The sequence below is a fragment of the Pseudomonas sp. AC193 genome, assembly GCF_979258075.1.
In genome coordinates this window covers 3116924-3131991 of record NZ_OZ409832.1, presented here as the reverse complement: position 1 = coordinate 3131991, position 15068 = coordinate 3116924, and the positions used below count along the sequence as shown (strand labels likewise).

The following is a 15068-nucleotide window of genomic DNA, read 5'->3' as shown; positions in this document are numbered from 1 at the left end:
GCATGACGACCTACCTAAAAGCAGGTTTTGTTCTGCTGCTAATCGCCCTGGTGCTGGGCGCGCTGTTCGGCGCCTATCACCACGGCGTGACGGTCACGGATGAAAAGTGGCAGTCGGAATGGACTGCCCGCGATGCAAGGGACGCCGAGGCGAGGGCACTAAATGAGGCCGTCGAGCGCACTAAGGAGCAGTCCTACCAACAGTCCATCAATAAGGCGGTTCAAGATGGTCAACGCACGATCGATCAAGCAACTACTGATGCAGCTACCGCTCGCGCTGCTGCTGACGGCCTGCGCGGAGCAGCCGACAACCTTGCCCGTCGACTCGCAGCCAGTGAAGCCAGCGGCAATACCTGCACTTCCTCCGCAAGCAAGGCAGATGCCCGTGCCGCCAGCGTGCTTGCCGACGTGCTCAAGCGCGCTGACCAGCGAGCGGGCGAGCTGGCTGCAATTGCTGATCAAGCCAGAGCTCGGGGGCTGACCTGTGAGCAAGCCTATGACGGAGTGGCCAAAGGCTCGATGAGCGAATGGTCTTGATTGCGTATGTTGCCGACGCCGCGATCCGCCATGAACCATTAGAACGCCTCAGTCGGCTCTACCTGGAGCGGCACCAACTGTGCGGCGTGTTCCTTTGGGGATTCTGTGGCCTCAAATGCCTGCACAACAATCCATTGGCGCTGGAAGTTGCGATCCTGGAGCTGACGCTGCTGGTCGAAAACAGCAAGGCCATACCGAGGCACGGAAGAACGTCGCGGCGCCCTGCAGGCGATCGGCGAGAACGGGAGGGGCGTATTTGGCGGGGCCTGGCGAAGCTGATCCTTCAGCAACGTGGTGACAGTTGAGTGGGCCCCGCGCTACCCTCAGCGTCTAGCTGGTTCCGTGAACTTGCTTACGTCTATGGATACCTACACCGCCTTGCCTGAGGGAAAATGTTGATAGTCAACTACGAAAACAGACTGATAGCTTTTTTGGATGTCCTTGGCTTCTCGGCTCGCCTCGAAAGCGAAGACATTGCGTCACTACATCAGCAGTACGCTTCTTTCATAGATGAAGCAAAAAACGCGACATTTTTCGCTGTTCAGGGTGACAACACTGGCCGAAAAAACTTCGAATTTTCTCAGTTTCTCTTTGATTCGATTGTTCTGGTGTCATGCCCGATTGACGATGTTTACAACGTAAACAATTTCGTTAGCGCAGTGTCATTGCTCCTTGAGCTTGGATTCAAAAACAAGCTTCCGATTCGGGGAGCCATAAGCCAAGGTAACTTCGTATACGACGAGGAAAGAAATATTTTCCTCAGTGAGCGATTCCCTGAACTGGCTAAATTTGAGCTCAAACAAGAGTGGGCGGGCTGCACCGTTCTTAGGCACGCTGAGAAAGTCATTGTCGACGCGGCGCTGGGCGTTTCTGATATATCTCATATACCTAGCGACCAGACTAGAAACCAGTTATTTCATCGTTACAACGTACCGCTTAAGGGCGGAAACACCTTCGACGCCATCGTCCTTAATTTTTTATTCTTCTTATCCGAGAAGGAAATTCTCGAGGGGATAGACTATCTCATAGACGGAAAGAAAGAACACAACGCTGCATATTTTGAGTTTCTGAACAGCTTGCCGCTTTCAGCCCAGAAACTGGGGCAAGAATTTTATCCGGCGGTGTATTGTGCTTTTGTGGTGACCCGCAGTGGCATGAGGGTGAAATTTGTAGATGCCAATGGCGCTCCCTGCGTTCCGGGGGTCAAAGAAATTCAGTGGGTAGCTGTGGGCCATTAAAATATTAGTAAAGGACGCTTCCATTGGCGCCCTTATCGTTGTGCTGCACACTATCATTTGCCTTTCCTGCCGAGTGTCTGTATGAGCATTCGTCAATCGTGAGGATGGTTGCAGTCGGCAGAACGCCGAGGAAGGGCCCAAAAAGGCTCAGTGACTTTTCGAGTGACTTTGTAAAACACGGTTGCGCACTGTTGGGCATCGTTGCAGCGAGCGCCTAGCGCGAAGCCTTATGTTTGGCGGGTTCCAGCGATCTCTGCATGCATGGGGTGCTAGGGGTCGAGTGTTCGAATCACTCCGTCCCGACCATAATTCCTGAGTAAAATCAGACAGGTAAGCCGATTAAATAAATCGGCTTTTTTGTGTCTGTCATTAAGGTTTCGGCGCTTTCTTAATGTCCTCCGAATCACTCGACGTCGCAGCATCCTTCGCCGTCTCATGGGATTGCGCGCCAGCATTCCCACCTGATGACTCCTCACCCTTTTTGCTGTCCTTTTCGTCGTTGGCTTTCGAGCTTTTCGACTGATTGACCCCCGGCATGGCGGTCGGCGGCGCAGCGGATCCCGCCGTGTTTTGTTCACTTGCCAAGACGTAAACAGGGCCGGCCACAAGCAGGCTGGCGAGCGACAGAGCGGCAATTTTCTTGTTCATGGTCTGAGCCTTCCACGCTGGGGATGTACCGCATTGGAAGTGTCTCGCAGGCAAAGGTGCGTCGCGTAGGACGAGCGGTACACATCACCGTCCTTTTATCTGTCTGAAAAAATCCTCAATAGGCGGCAAATTGCTGGCCCCCTGTTCGGAAACATCCGGTCAAAATCGCCTTTTTTCAAAAGGTTAGGTTGGCTATATGCGGACGATTGCCATCACCGTTGCAACGCTTTCCCTGGCTGCTTTTGCCTCGACCGTCGAGGCCAAAGAGATAAGCAAAAGTCATCAGTTTGCCTGCACCTGGGGTTCGGACATGGCTGCCGGAGCGCAGCAGTCCAAGCTGTCTGGCGTTTCTTTATATGGCGCGCGCAAACAATTGCAGGTGCGCAAGTTTAAGCAACCGTGGATGCGCATGACCGCGATGGGGATCACCGAGCAGACCTACAACAGCAGCTCGAAGCTCAAACCGGCGGCGATCAAGCAAATTTATTACGAACAGTGCATACGCCACGAATTGGCCCAGCGTTAACGCAAAAAGCCCAACCTGAACCGGTTGGGCTTTTTCATGCCTCACACAACGTCAGTGTCACTTTTCGCTTTCGCAATTGACCATCCACGACACGCCAAAACGATCGACCAGCATGCCAAATCGCGCGGCCCAGAAGGTCGCTTCCAGTGGCATATCGACGCGACCATCCTTGGCCAATGCGTTAAACACGCGCTCGGCTTCGGCGATGCTGTCGACGTTCAATGAAATCGAGCAGCCGCTCATGCCTTGGGTCGGGCGGTCGGGCGTGGTGTCCGAGGCCATGATCATCTGATCACCGACCTTCAGGCAGGTGTGAATCACCAGATGGTGATGCTCTTTGGGCACGTGCTCGGCGGCGGGTGTTTCGCCGAAGGTCATCATCGCCTCGAGCTTTCCCTGCAAGGCTTGTTCGTAAAACGTGAACGCTTCGCGGCAGTCGCCGTTGAAGATCAGGTACGGGTTGATTCTCATGTCTCTGCTCCCGGCAGTAGCGCGGAGAGCGGCGGTTATTCGCCAGGTTCCGCGTTGGGCGGTTAAAACATAGCAGAGCGTTGGACGTCAGGAAGGGCGGAGCTTTCCAGATGGATTCGTTCTCAAAAACGTCTGGTTTAGCACTGTCTGAATCCAGGTCAGGAATCGCCTGAGCTTTTTAACAAAGCAGGCCCTGCCATGCGGGGAGCGGGTTTGGATTGCATCAGGCTGTCCAGCGCTTTGCGATAACTTTGACCGCCGAGCGCCATGCTGTTGTTGTGCGTTGCTCCTGGCACCAACAACAGGCGCTTGGGTTGTTGCGCTGCGTTGAACAGTTGCTCACTGAAACGCGGTGGCACGAAAGCGTCGGCCAGACCGTGTACGACCAGCAAAGGCATATGAATGTCGGCGATCTTGTCGATCGAATCGAATTTCTGCGAGAGCAACCAGCGCACCGGTAGCGAGGTGTTGGCCACAGACGCGGCGACGTCCGCCAGTGTGGTGAAGGTCGATTCAATCACCAATCCACGAACCGGCAGCGGTGTGTGATTAAGCTCGGCGTCCTGGCCAAGTTCTGCAGCCAGATCGATCGCCACTGCGCCGCCAAGAGAGTGGCCGTAGATCAGGCGTTTGTTCGGATCCGGTTGCAGCAGTTTGAAGCGCTCCCAGGCGACGCGGGCATCTTCGTAAACGCTGCTTTCCGACGGCAGATCACCGTGGCTCTGGCCGAAACCGCGATAGTCGATGGCCAGCACCGAGTAACCCGCTGCGCGCAATTGCTCAATGCGGAACAACTGCCCAGTCAGGTTCCAGCGCACGCCGTGCAAATAGAGAATGGCCGGGGCATTGGCTTTTTCCGCCGGCCACCACCACGCGTGAATGTTCTGCCCGGCCTTGAAGCTTTTTGGCTGCAGGTCGAGTTCCTGCACGCTGCCGGGCAAGCCGTGATACCAGCCGGCCGTGCCCGGTTCGATTCGAAACAGCAGTTTGCGTTCGGTGTGTTCGAGCACGGCACAACTCGTTGGCACGCCGATAATCAGCGCAGCCATGCAGGCGAACGCCAGACGGCGGCGTCGCAGACGAGTCATGAAGGCCTGGAACATTAAACGTTTCACCACGCAGACAAAGAACGCTTTTTACCAGAACCCTCGGTCTGCGCGTGACAATTTCGACCAGCGCCCGTGGGCAACGATTACAAAATGCTGCAACGGCTTAAATCACCTGCAACACGATTTTGCCGATATGGTCGCCGGCCTCCATGTGCGCGTGGGCCTGGGCCGCGTCGGCGAGCGGGTAGACCTTGTCGATGATCGGCAGGCAGCGCCCGGCAGCCAGTGCCGGCCAGACGTGCTCGCGCAGTTGGCTGGCGATCTCGGCTTTCTCCGCCGCAGTGCGGGCACGTAGCAGCGAACCGGTGATGACCGCGCGTTTGGCCATCATTGCCAGCAGATCGAAGTCATTGGCACGGGCGCCGCCGAGGAAGCCGAGCATCACCAGCCGGCCGTCCATCGCCAACGCGCTGACATTACCGTTGAGGTACGAGCCACCCATGATGTCGAGAATCGCATTCACGCCTTTGCCGCCTGTCTTCTCGGCGATCACCGCGGCGAAATCCTCTTCGCGATAGTTGATCGGCTGGCCGCCGAGTTTGCTGATCGCCGCGCATTTATCCGCGCTGCCGGCGGTGGCGAAGGTTTCGATGCCGAATTCGCGGCAGAGCATCAGCGCGGTGGTACCGATGCCGCTGGTGCCGCCGTGAATCAGTACGCGCTGGCCACGGCTGGCGGCACCGAGCACGAACAGATTGGCCCACACGGTGAAGAAGGTTTCCGGGATCGCTGCCGCTTGAATCCAGTCGATGCCGTCGGGAATCGGCAAAGTCTGGCCTGCTGGAACCGCGCAGTACTCGCCGTAGCCGCTGCCGTTGGTCAACGCACAGACCCTGTCGCCCACGGCAAATTGGCTGACGCCGGCGCCCAGTGCCACGACTTCACCAGCCACTTCGAGCCCGGGCACCGGTCCATACCGGGCTTCATCGGATATTTGCCGGCACGTTGCAAGGCATCCGGACGATTGACCCCGGCGGCGTGTACGCGGATCAGTACTTGGCCTTCAGCGGCGACTGGCAACGGTACGCGTTTGGGTTGCAGGACTTCCGGGCCACCGGGTTCGGTGATTTGAATTTGGGTCATTTCGTTAGGCAAAGACATGCAGATTCCTCTCAGCAAAGGTTTGTGTAAATGGGAGTGCTGCGTCGATCAATAAATTCAGGTCAATCCCCGCACCCCTGTAGGAGTGAGCCTGCTCGCGATGGCGTCGGGGCAGTCGATGCAGGGTTGCCAGACACACCGCGTTCGCGAGCAGGCTCACTCCTACATTGGATTGTGCGTGTCCAAAGGTTCATGGCTAACTCCAGGATCAGCGCCACCGCAATCGCACCAGCAGCAATCACAAACAGCAACGCGTGATGGCCGCCCGTGGCATTGAACAGCGCCGAATAGGCAAACCCGGCCAGCGCCTGAAACGTGGCAAACGACACCGTGGCGCGGCTCCAGGCGATTTGCTGGCGATGATGATTCGGCACCAGCTCATGCACCCGAGCCAGGGCCAGCGGCACGATGCCCGGCGGGAATGAACCGAGAATCACCGCGAGCAGCGCCAGTGCCAGAAAGGAATGCGACACCGCCAGCAGCCCCAGCGTGATCGCCTGCACGACGAGCACCAGCCGAATACTTTTACGTGCGCCGAATCGATCCGCCAGAAAGCCATAACTCACCGGCCCGACAATCGCGCCCATGCCATACATCACCCACACCAACGCGCCGACATGCGCCCCGGCACCGAGTCCGCGCGCCACGTAATCCACCAGAAAAACCATCGCCGGCACCAGACCCGCCGCCATGAAGGCGTATTGAGCGAACAGCAGATAAACGCCGGGCGGAGTCGCTTGAGTCGCCGCCATATCATGCGAGACGGTCGGCTGCGGCAGATCCGCAGGCCAGCCGAACCAGCTCAGCGCCGTCAGTACCAGCGATAAAGTGCCGAGCCCCAGCCAAGTCGCCTGCAGACCCAAACTCAACAGCGGCGGCACAATCGTCCCCGATCCGGCAATGCCCAAACCGATCCCCAGAAAAATCGCGCCACTGGCCAGCCCTTTGCGCGCGGCCGGCACATGCGGCAGCACGGTCGCAGCTACCAGCACCATGATCGCGCCACCGGCAATCCCCGACAGCAGCCGCCAGCCGAAAAACCAGCTCACTGACAGCGGATAGGCACAGGCGAAAAATGCCGCTGTCACCGCGAACATCATCAGGCGCAGCGCATTTTTGTTGCCAAGTTGCCGCGCCACAGGACGGCCGAGCAGGGCACCGATCAAATAGCCGACAAGGTTGGCGGCGCCGAGGTACACGACGTCGTTGGCAGAAAACCACTGCACCTGAATCAGCGCAGGAATCAACGGTGTGTAAGCAAACCGCGCCAGGCCGATGCTGACCAGGCTGGCGCAGAGTCCGGCGAAGATCGGCAGCCAGAGGCCGGTGGATGATGAAGTACGCATGAGAGCGATCTCGAGGAAGGTATATGGCGCTGAGGATATCGGCTATCGTTGCTGCATTCGCGCAGCGATTAAGCGGTGCGCCGATGCGGATTTGCATCATCAGGAGACAGCATGAATTGGGATGATGCGCGGGTGTTTCTCGCGGTTTGTCGCGAGTCGACGTTACGCGGCGCAGCGCGGGTGCTGGGAGTTGATCAAGCGACAGTAGGGCGACGCATCACTGCGCTGGAAAAGTCCCTGAGTGCGACGTTGTTCCTGCGCACCTCCGACGGTTACGCGTTGACGGCGGTGGGTGAGGCCGCGCTGAAGAACGTGGAGAAAATGGAGCATTCGGCGCTGGAACTTGAGCGGCAGATTCAGGGGCTCGACGACCGCCTGACCGGCAATGTGCGCGTCAGCACCACCGATTCGCTGGCCATCGATTTTCTGATTCCGGCCATTGCCCGCCTGCACGAGTTGCACCCGGACGTACGCGTGCAACTGGACGCGTCCACGCAGATTCTCAGCCTGGCCAAGCGCGAGGCGGACATCGCCGTACGCAATACGCGGCCGGACAATCCGGATCTGATCGCCCGGCGGATTGCCCGCTGGCCGGTGGGTCTGTTCGCTTCGCAAGCGTACGTCGATGCCAAGGGCATTCCGCAACCGGGCTCGGCGTTCGAGGGGCATGATCTGGTGGTCTATCAGCCGTATTTGCAGGGCAACAAAGACCTGACGCTGGTCTCTGAACCGATGACTCGCGGGCGGATTGTTGCCGGCCTCGGTTCCAGCCTGTTGGTGCGCCGGGCAATGGCGGCCGGTCTCGGTGTAGGAGAAATTCCCGTGTACATGGGCGAGCGCGATGGTCTGGTCAGGCTCTGGCCCGAACGTACACGGCCGTTACCGTATGACGTGTGGCTGGTGACCCACGCGGATCTGCGCCATACCGCGCGGGTGAGGGCGGTGATCGAGCAGATTGTCGGTGTGTTTGCAGCTGAGAATGACTAGATGCAAGGGCTACGTCTTCTGACGAAACGGCCTACAAAACAGGCAGAATCGGCTGGCTTGTCAGCCGACTGGGCGAGTTCTATCGTTACGACAGCTCGGTGAGAGGCCAAAGGCTCGCACTGATGTGGAGTACCAGGGACGGTATCGGTAGACCCAGGAAGGTGTCGAATTGAAAACTACGGAACTCAGTCAAAACTTAATTAGTGACCTGTCGAGACAAGGTCGGAATACCCAAACCATGAGTGCAATCAGTCGCGAAGAATTCAATGCAAAGATAGAAACCATCGAAGCCAGAATGGATGCTCGGCTTGAGGGTGTGTCGGCGAGATTCGATGCCTTTCTTTCGGCCCAGGCCGAGCGGGACAAGACTCAAACCGAGCGGGATAGACGCTATGATTTGATGTGGGCCGGAGTGCAAAAAATCGCCGAAGAGTCGAAAGAAGCCATCAAACAGGCCTCGACTGTGAAGGCTAATTACTGGGCAGCGACTGCCGTACATTTTTTCGGAGTGATCACCATCGTCGTGGCCGCGCACTTCGCCAATCAAGCCGCCGTGCTGACTACCCTGCAGACTACGCTAGCAGCGATCCAACTGGGCAAAGACATCAGCGTGCAAAAGCCTGCCTCATTGCCAATACCGGTACCGCCACAATAAAAAACGGCCTTCAAAGAAGGCCGTTTCTGTTGGCGTTGAAATACTGCTTATGGCATCTGCGGCAATTCCTGCGGCCGCAAGTCAAACACCAGCACCTCGGCGTCTACGCCATTGCTCAAGGTCAGTGTCTGTTCCTCACGAACCCGCACGCCATCGCCTTCCTGCAATTGCACGCCATTGAGTTCAACGCTGCCCCGTGCCACATGCACGTAAGCATAACGGTCAGCGGCCAGTTTCAGTGTGGCGCTTTCCTTGCCATCGAACAGGCCGGCATACACTCGCGCATTCTGGCGCACTTTCAGCGATCCATTTTTGCCGTCCGGCGAGATGATCAACTGCAGGCGACCGCGTTTTTTCTCGGCGCTGAAGTGCTCCTGCTGATAACGCGGTTTGGCGCCACTGACTTCCGGCACGATCCAGATTTGCAGGAAGTGCACAGGCTTGGTCGCCGAGTGGTTGAACTCGCTGTGCGCCACGCCGCTGCCGGCGCTCATCAGTTGCACATCGCCGGGGCGGATGACCGAACCGGTGCCCAAGGTGTCTTTGTGTTCCAGCGCGCCTTCCAGCACGTAGGAAAAAATCTCCATGTCGCGGTGCGGGTGTTGGCCGAAACCCTTACCGGCAGCAACGCGGTCATCGTTGATCACCAGCAGGTCAGAGAAACCCTGTTCACGCGGGTCGCGGTAGCTGGCGAAGGAAAAGGTGTGGAACGACTTCAACCAGCCATGATTGGCGAGGCCACGATCGGAGGCTTTGCGAAGAGTCAGCATGATGAAATCTCCTTACGGGACGTTAATTCGTCCGAGTGAGGAGAAGGTTACTGGTAATTGCCAAGTGCAATAAGTAGATGAAAATTGAAAGACTGTCCTGGTCAGGTTGACAGTTTTGCGCGGTGGTTCACGCATTTTTTCCGACGTCTGCGCTGCAGTTGGCCATAATGCCTCGCGTATCCGGTGCGTCTTTCTTTCTTTGAACTCAGTGAAATATTCCATGAAAACCGTGGCAATGGTGCTGTTCCCCGACTTTCTTCTGCTGGACATGGCCGGGCCACTGGAAGTGTTTTCGGTTGCCAACCGCTTTTTGAAGGCTGAAGCACATTACCAATTGACCACTCTGGGTACCGAGCCCGGCCCCCTGCGTGCTTCAAATGGCGTGTTGGTACATGCCGACCGCCATATTGAGCAGACAGACGAGTACTACGACTTGCTGTTGGTGCCGGGCGGCCCCGGTGCCTACAACGACAAGTCTCCGCCGTTGCTCAATTGGTTGAAGGGCGCGGTCAGTCGGGCCGAGCGTTACGGGTCAATCTGTACCGGTGCATTTGTGCTGGGACACGCCGGGTTGCTCGACGGCTATCGCGTCACCACCCACTGGAATTACACCGAACGTCTGATCAAGGGATTTCCCAAGGCAGACGTCGCGACCGATCAGATTTTCGTCGAGGATCGCAACCTGATCACTTCGGGCGGGGTCACCGCGGGCATCGATCTGGCGTTGGCCGTAGTCGCTCAAGACCATGGCAAGACGCTCGCGCAGAATGTCGCCAAAGTGTTGCTGGTCGTCATGAAACGCCAAGGTGGTCAGGCGCAGTTCAGCCCATTGATGGCAGCGGTTGCGCCGCAGGAAACGCCGATTACCCGCGTGCAGAATTACGTCCTTGAACACCTCGACGAGGCTTTCACCATCGAGCGCATGGCAGGGTTGGCGAACATGAGCGCGCGGCATTTCGCGCGCCTGTTCAGCCGTGACGTCGACATGACGCCGATGGAGTTCCTGCAAAGTGCGCGCATCGATTGCGCGCGAAACCTGCTGGAAACCAGCGACTTGCCGCTGAAAACCGTGGCTTACAAAAGTGGTTTCGGCAGCGTCCGCCATATGCGTTTTCTGTTTGCAGAAAAGCTCGGTCTGACCCCTGCGCAGTACCGCGAACAGTTCAGCTAGAGCGGTTCTGTCCGTTTCGCGCACCCGGAAGTCCGTGTTGCGCCCCGCGTGGCGGTTGAACCGTCACTTGAGGCTGCCAAGATAATGGCATGAACAGCCCCATCGATTTGACCTCGGCGTCAGTGCTGCATTTTGGCCCTTACGCGTTTCACTTGCGCCAGCGGCTGATCCTGGAAGGGGATCGGCAATTACGCATGGGCGGGCGTGCGCTGGACATTCTGCAAGTGCTGGTCGAGCGCGCCGGTCGAGTGGTCAAGAAGGAGCACTTGATTGCGCTGGTCTGGCCGACGTCGGTGGTCGAAGAGATCAATTTGCGCGTGCACATTGCCGCGCTGCGCCGGGCGCTGGGTGACGGTGAAAATGGCCAGCGCTACATCGTCAACGTGCCGCAATGCGGTTACAGCTTCGTCGCCCCGGTGCAGGGCGACAATACCGCGCAAGTGGTGTTCGAAACCCTGCAGGCGCCCCAGCACAATCTGCCGGCACGACTGACGCCGGTGACCGGCCGCGATTCGTTAGTCGGTTCGATGGTGCGGCAACTGCCACTGTGCCGGTTGATGAGCGTGACGGGCCCGGCCGGGGTCGGGAAGTCCACGGTGGCTTTGCGCGCGGCCGAGTTGTTGCTGCAGCACTTTCGCGATGGCGTGTGGCGTGTGGATCTGGCGCTTGTCGACGATGGCACGGCGCTGTTTGATCACGTTTTGCAAACGCTAAATACCGATCTCGCCACGTTGGCCAGTCGTCATACGCTGTTGCTGCTCGACAACTGCGAGCATCTGCGCGACGCCTGCAAGTTTCTGGTGGAGAAGCTGTTGAATGCGGCACCGCACTTGTCGATCCTCGTGACCAGCCGCGAAGCGCTGCAAGCCGATCTGGAAACCGTGCAGCACCTGCCACCGCTGAGCCTTCCCCCGTCGAGCGCGCTGGACAGTGTCGAAGAAACCATGGGTTATTCGGCGGTGCAGCTGTTTGTCAGCCGCGCCCGCGCGCGTCAGCAGGGGTTTTGCCTGCGGCTGCAGGATCTGGAAGTCGTGCGCGATATCTGTCGACGCCTCGACGGTTTGCCGTTGGCGATAGAACTGGCGGCAGCGCAAATTGATGCGCTGGCGCTGGTGGGATTGCAGGCGCAGTTAGGCAATTGTCTGCAGTTGCAGGGCCGTCGTACTGCTGAGCCAAGGCATCAGACCCTGCAAGCCGCGCTGGACTGGAGCTATCAGCGCTTGAGCGAACAACAGCAGCGGGTGCTGCAACGTTTGTCGGTGTTCAAAGTGGCTTTTACGCTTGAGGCGGCGCTGGCGGTGATCGCCGAGGCACACGGGCAGTTGATCATTGATCAAATGGTGCAGAAGTCGTTACTAACGGTAAAGCGCGGGGAGGGGGCGTTGCATTATCGAATGCTCAACACCACTCGGTTGTACGCGCGGGCAAAACTCATCAGCGGTGATTTTGAACATCGCCATCTTCATTTTCTGCGGCGGTCATCCCGGATTTCAGGCTTGCGTTTGATTGCGCAACTTGTCGAGTAGCTGGCGCACTTTGCGCAAGTCCGGGGTGGCGTAGCCTTCGGTGAAACGTTCGAAGATCGGGGTCAGCAGATCAAGGGCTTCCTGGTAGCGCGATTGTTGCTGCCAGAGCCGGGCCAGTGACATGGCGCTGCGTAGCTCCCAGGCCAGTGCGCCTTGGGATTGGGCGATGGACAGGGCCTGGAGCAGGAGATGTTCTGCTTCTTGGGATTTTGTGGTGATCGGGCTAATGCCTTCGCGAGCAAGCCCGCTCCCACAGGGATCTATGCCTGACACAAATCCAATGTGGGAGCGGGCTTGCTCGCGAAGAGACCAGTCCAGACACTGCAAATCTTCAGCCAAAAGCTGCTCCGCCCGAGCCCGCAATATCTCCGCCGTGCTCCAACCCGCCGCACCACTGCGCGCCCGCTCCAACAACGCGTCATCCACAAAACCACTGTCCAGCGTCACCATGATTTCCCGGATCAACCCGCCACCCTCCGCCCGCACAACCGTCGCCGTCTCAGCATCAATCACCTGCGCGTAATGCCGCCCCCACGTATGAAACAGCAGCACCGAATGCTTCTGCGATTGCTCCAGCAGCAGACGCAACAAGGCCCGCGCGTTTTGTTTGTCACCGTTGTAATGCGCGATCAGACAAGTGGCCAGCGCCAGGGTGTAGCAAATCGAGGTGCCATGATTGATCTGCACCGCGATGTCCAGCGCCTGCCGCGCCGTGTGCCACGCCTGTTCGGGAAAACCCTGCAACCACAACACGCGGGCGAGTACGGTCAGCGAAGCGACGCTCTGGTCGTATTGCACGCCGAAACCGTGGGTAAAGCGATTGAGGTGACCGCTCTGCGCCATGCGCTGAATCACTTGTTCGGCGTGGATGCGCGCCTGCGTCTGGTCGCCGGCGTAGTGCAGCGCCAGCACGCGCAAACGGTGAGTACTTAATGTCAAAAGCGGATCACCGTGCAGGCCGAGGCGATCGAATTGTTCGCTCTGCTCAAGGGCCATTTGATAATGCCCACAACTGAGGTTGACCGCCATGTGCCCCGAAACCGCCCGCAGTTGCCCGGCGACATCGCCATGCTGATGGGCCAGCGCAGTGGCACTGGCGAAAGCCTCAATGGTTTCCGGGGTGCCGCCCCAAGTGTGATAACAGGCGCTGCCGAGTGCGAGATTCAAGGCAATTTGCAGACGCGGGCACGGCATCTCGGCATCCTCCAGCAAAGCCAGCGCCTGACGCACGTAACCGCCGTATTCCTTGAGCAGCGACAGTTCCTGCCATAACGGCGCGGAAGCGGCGGCCAATCGAATCGCCAGCTCATCCGGGCCGTCACCGTTCAGGCTCCAGTCCAGCGCCGCGCGCAAATCTTCCAGACCTCGCGCATAGCGCTCGATCCACAGCGTGGTCGGCGTGTGTTCCCAAGCGCTCTGCGCCTGATGCATCAGCGCCAGACAGCGCTCCGCGTGGCGCTTGCGGGTCTGTCCAAGCTCGCCCGACATATAGAGCTTTTCCAGGGCATAACGGCGGGTGGTGTCGAGCAAACGGTAGAACACCTCTTCATCGCCGACTTCAACGTTCAGCAGTGATTTGGCGACCAATTGCGTGATCGAGCCAAACACTTCACCGGGCGTGAGGTGCTGGCCACCAATGACTGCCGCAGCGGACTCTAGCGTGAAGCCGCCGCGAAACACCCCCAGCCGGCGCAAGCAGGTTTGCTCACAAGCGGTGAGCAAATTGAAACTCCAGTCCAGCGTGGCCCGCAGTGTGACGTGACGATCCTGATTGTCCGGCGCCACGGGCGGCAAACGCCCCTGCAACTGCTTCGACAAACCGCTCAATCCCAATTCGCCGATTTGCGCGGCCGCCAACTCCAGCGCCAGCGGAATACCGTCGAGGCGTCGGCAGATTTCAATCGCCAGCGGCAGTTCGGCTTCGCTGATTTCAAAGTTTTCGCAAGCGGCCATGGCCCGTTCGACGAACAGTTGCAGCGCGGCAAAACTCAGCGCCTGCGCGCGGTCGAGGACGATGTCCGGCGGGCATTCGAGGGATTCCAGCCGCTGCACATACTCGCCCTCGGCGCGCAGGCTTTCGCGACTGGTCGCCAGAATGTGCACCTGCGGCGCGCCGCGCAAAATGCTCTCGCTGAGCAGGGCGACGGCGTCGATCAAGTGCTCGCAATTGTCGATCACCAGCAGCATTTGCCGATCGCGCAGGGCGTTGATCAGACTGGCCTGCGGGTCGTGATCGTTGAGCAACGTGTCGAGGAGGGCGGCCAGGTGCGAGTAGATCATTCGCGGGTCGGACAGCGGTGCCAGATCGAGCAAGCGAATGCCGTCGCGATAATGCCCGATCAATTGCTCGGCAACGCGCAGGGCAACCGTGGTTTTGCCGATTCCGCCGGGGCCGACCAAGGTGATGCAGCGCTGACGCGGCAATTGCGTCATCAGGCTGTCGACCAGCATTTGACGGCCGATCATCCGCGTGCGCCGCAGTGGCAGGTTATGTCGCCCAACGTGCGTGCCAGCGGGTTGTTGATCGATGTTCTGTTGCAGAATCGGTGCGACAAAGCTGTAACCCCGCTGCGCCACGGTGACGATGTAGCGCTGACCGGCCTGACCATCGCCGAGTGCTTTGCGCAAGGCGGCCATGTGCACGCGCAAATTGATGTCTTCGACAACGCTGTCCGGCCACACTCCGGCCATCAACGCCTGCTTGCTCACCACTTCGCCGGCGTGCGCCAGCAAAATCAGGAGAATGTCCATGGCCCGGCGACCCAGACGCAACGGTTGCTCACCCTCCAGCACCAGCCGTTGTGCCGGGTAAATCCGATAAGGGCCGAAGCCGATGGCCTGATTTGACGGAAGACTCAACCACTCACTCCTGCGGTGCTGCAGCGGACAGGACGAAACAGCACTGGGCGAGCGCGCAGGGCGTCTGTTTCGCGGTGTCCGGGCATAATCCTCAGGTTTGAGCATCGGTGCAACGGCTGGTGTGA

General features: G+C 58.8%; 14 protein-coding genes and 1 pseudogene. 8 read left to right on the top strand and 7 right to left on the bottom strand.

Annotated elements, in window-relative coordinates:
* Positions 1-2: 2 nt before the first annotated feature.
* From ACZZ0D_RS14135 to ACZZ0D_RS14125, 3 genes are all read left to right on the top strand, one after another.
* Complete coding sequence (locus ACZZ0D_RS14135; RefSeq protein ID WP_463553588.1) at positions 3-536, top strand: DUF2514 family protein; 534 nt, start codon at positions 3-5, stop codon at positions 534-536.
* A complete protein-coding gene (locus ACZZ0D_RS14130) occupies positions 527-841 on the top strand; it encodes a hypothetical protein (protein WP_463553587.1) in 315 nt (104 codons plus the stop codon). Before ACZZ0D_RS14135 ends, ACZZ0D_RS14130 begins: the two co-directional genes overlap by 10 nt.
* Before the next feature lie 87 nt (positions 842-928).
* On the top strand, positions 929-1774 hold the full coding sequence (locus ACZZ0D_RS14125; RefSeq protein ID WP_463553586.1) for a hypothetical protein: 846 nt from the start codon (positions 929-931) through the stop codon (positions 1772-1774).
* Between the two features lie 369 nt (positions 1775-2143).
* Here ACZZ0D_RS14125 and ACZZ0D_RS14120 read toward each other — a convergent pair whose 3' ends face one another.
* Positions 2144-2422 carry a hypothetical protein gene (locus ACZZ0D_RS14120; RefSeq protein WP_463553584.1) on the bottom strand — a complete coding sequence of 93 codons (279 nt, stop codon included), beginning with the start codon at positions 2420-2422 and terminating at the stop codon, positions 2144-2146.
* Positions 2423-2618: 196 nt separating this feature from the next.
* Between ACZZ0D_RS14120 and ACZZ0D_RS14115 the strand changes: the two genes are divergently transcribed.
* Positions 2619-2948, top strand: coding sequence for a hypothetical protein (locus ACZZ0D_RS14115; RefSeq protein WP_053119016.1), 330 nt, complete (start codon positions 2619-2621; stop codon positions 2946-2948).
* Positions 2949-3005: 57 nt separating this feature from the next.
* On the opposite strand, the gene ACZZ0D_RS14110 is transcribed toward ACZZ0D_RS14115, so the two are convergent.
* The 4 genes and pseudogenes from ACZZ0D_RS14110 to ACZZ0D_RS14095 all read right to left on the bottom strand — a co-directional run bounded on the left by ACZZ0D_RS14110 (position 3006) and on the right by ACZZ0D_RS14095 (position 6975).
* On the bottom strand, positions 3006-3419 hold the full coding sequence (locus ACZZ0D_RS14110; RefSeq protein WP_053119018.1) for a VOC family protein: 414 nt from the start codon (positions 3417-3419) through the stop codon (positions 3006-3008).
* A gap of 158 nt (positions 3420-3577) precedes the next feature.
* Positions 3578-4522, bottom strand: a complete 945-nt coding sequence (locus ACZZ0D_RS14105; protein ID WP_426617910.1) for an alpha/beta hydrolase — start codon at positions 4520-4522, stop codon at positions 3578-3580.
* A gap of 109 nt (positions 4523-4631) precedes the next feature.
* Positions 4632-5629: pseudogene (locus ACZZ0D_RS14100) on the bottom strand (NAD(P)H-quinone oxidoreductase).
* A 62-nt stretch (positions 5630-5691) separates the two neighbouring features.
* The gene (locus ACZZ0D_RS14095; RefSeq protein WP_463553583.1) at positions 5692-6975 is read right to left on the bottom strand and encodes a YbfB/YjiJ family MFS transporter; all 1284 of its coding nucleotides are present in this window, start codon (positions 6973-6975) and stop codon (positions 5692-5694) included.
* 111 nt (positions 6976-7086) lie between these two features.
* On the opposite strand from ACZZ0D_RS14095, the gene ACZZ0D_RS14090 reads away from it, so the two are divergent.
* Complete coding sequence (locus ACZZ0D_RS14090; protein ID WP_212546170.1) at positions 7087-7962, top strand: LysR family transcriptional regulator; 876 nt, start codon at positions 7087-7089, stop codon at positions 7960-7962.
* Positions 7963-8200: 238 nt separating this feature from the next.
* Positions 8201-8617 carry a hypothetical protein gene (locus ACZZ0D_RS14085; RefSeq protein WP_463553582.1) on the top strand — a complete coding sequence of 139 codons (417 nt, stop codon included), beginning with the start codon at positions 8201-8203 and terminating at the stop codon, positions 8615-8617.
* Between the two features lie 47 nt (positions 8618-8664).
* Here ACZZ0D_RS14085 and ACZZ0D_RS14080 read toward each other — a convergent pair whose 3' ends face one another.
* Positions 8665-9387 carry a pirin family protein gene (locus ACZZ0D_RS14080; RefSeq protein WP_463553581.1) on the bottom strand — a complete coding sequence of 241 codons (723 nt, stop codon included), beginning with the start codon at positions 9385-9387 and terminating at the stop codon, positions 8665-8667.
* A gap of 220 nt (positions 9388-9607) precedes the next feature.
* On the opposite strand from ACZZ0D_RS14080, the gene ACZZ0D_RS14075 reads away from it, so the two are divergent.
* Both ACZZ0D_RS14075 and ACZZ0D_RS14070 read left to right on the top strand, forming a co-directional pair.
* A complete protein-coding gene (locus ACZZ0D_RS14075; RefSeq protein ID WP_159815535.1) occupies positions 9608-10558 on the top strand; it encodes a GlxA family transcriptional regulator in 951 nt (316 codons plus the stop codon).
* An 89-nt stretch (positions 10559-10647) separates the two neighbouring features.
* On the top strand, positions 10648-12084 hold the full coding sequence (locus ACZZ0D_RS14070; RefSeq protein WP_463553580.1) for an ATP-binding protein: 1437 nt from the start codon (positions 10648-10650) through the stop codon (positions 12082-12084).
* On the opposite strand, the gene ACZZ0D_RS14065 is transcribed toward ACZZ0D_RS14070, so the two are convergent.
* Complete coding sequence (locus ACZZ0D_RS14065; protein WP_463553579.1) at positions 12049-14943, bottom strand: ATP-binding protein; 2895 nt, start codon at positions 14941-14943, stop codon at positions 12049-12051. The two genes, ACZZ0D_RS14070 and ACZZ0D_RS14065, sit on opposite strands and share 36 nt — an antisense overlap.
* Between the last annotated feature and the right edge of the window lie 125 nt (positions 14944-15068).

Coding starts and splice junctions, on each gene's coding strand:
- ACZZ0D_RS14135 (WP_463553588.1), top strand. CDS start 3: ATGACGACCTACCTAAAAGCAGGTTTTGTTCTGCTGCTAATCGCCCTG.
- ACZZ0D_RS14070 (WP_463553580.1), top strand. CDS start 10,648: ATGAACAGCCCCATCGATTTGACCTCGGCGTCAGTGCTGCATTTTGGC.
- ACZZ0D_RS14125 (WP_463553586.1), top strand. CDS start 929: ATGTTGATAGTCAACTACGAAAACAGACTGATAGCTTTTTTGGATGTC.
- ACZZ0D_RS14110 (WP_053119018.1), bottom strand. CDS start 3,419: ATGAGAATCAACCCGTACCTGATCTTCAACGGCGACTGCCGCGAAGCG.
- ACZZ0D_RS14120 (WP_463553584.1), bottom strand. CDS start 2,422: ATGAACAAGAAAATTGCCGCTCTGTCGCTCGCCAGCCTGCTTGTGGCC.
- ACZZ0D_RS14085 (WP_463553582.1), top strand. CDS start 8,201: ATGAGTGCAATCAGTCGCGAAGAATTCAATGCAAAGATAGAAACCATC.
- ACZZ0D_RS14090 (WP_212546170.1), top strand. CDS start 7,087: ATGAATTGGGATGATGCGCGGGTGTTTCTCGCGGTTTGTCGCGAGTCG.
- ACZZ0D_RS14130 (WP_463553587.1), top strand. CDS start 527: ATGGTCTTGATTGCGTATGTTGCCGACGCCGCGATCCGCCATGAACCA.
- ACZZ0D_RS14115 (WP_053119016.1), top strand. CDS start 2,619: ATGCGGACGATTGCCATCACCGTTGCAACGCTTTCCCTGGCTGCTTTT.
- ACZZ0D_RS14095 (WP_463553583.1), bottom strand. CDS start 6,975: ATGCGTACTTCATCATCCACCGGCCTCTGGCTGCCGATCTTCGCCGGA.
- ACZZ0D_RS14105 (WP_426617910.1), bottom strand. CDS start 4,522: ATGTTCCAGGCCTTCATGACTCGTCTGCGACGCCGCCGTCTGGCGTTC.
- ACZZ0D_RS14080 (WP_463553581.1), bottom strand. CDS start 9,387: ATGCTGACTCTTCGCAAAGCCTCCGATCGTGGCCTCGCCAATCATGGC.
- ACZZ0D_RS14075 (WP_159815535.1), top strand. CDS start 9,608: ATGAAAACCGTGGCAATGGTGCTGTTCCCCGACTTTCTTCTGCTGGAC.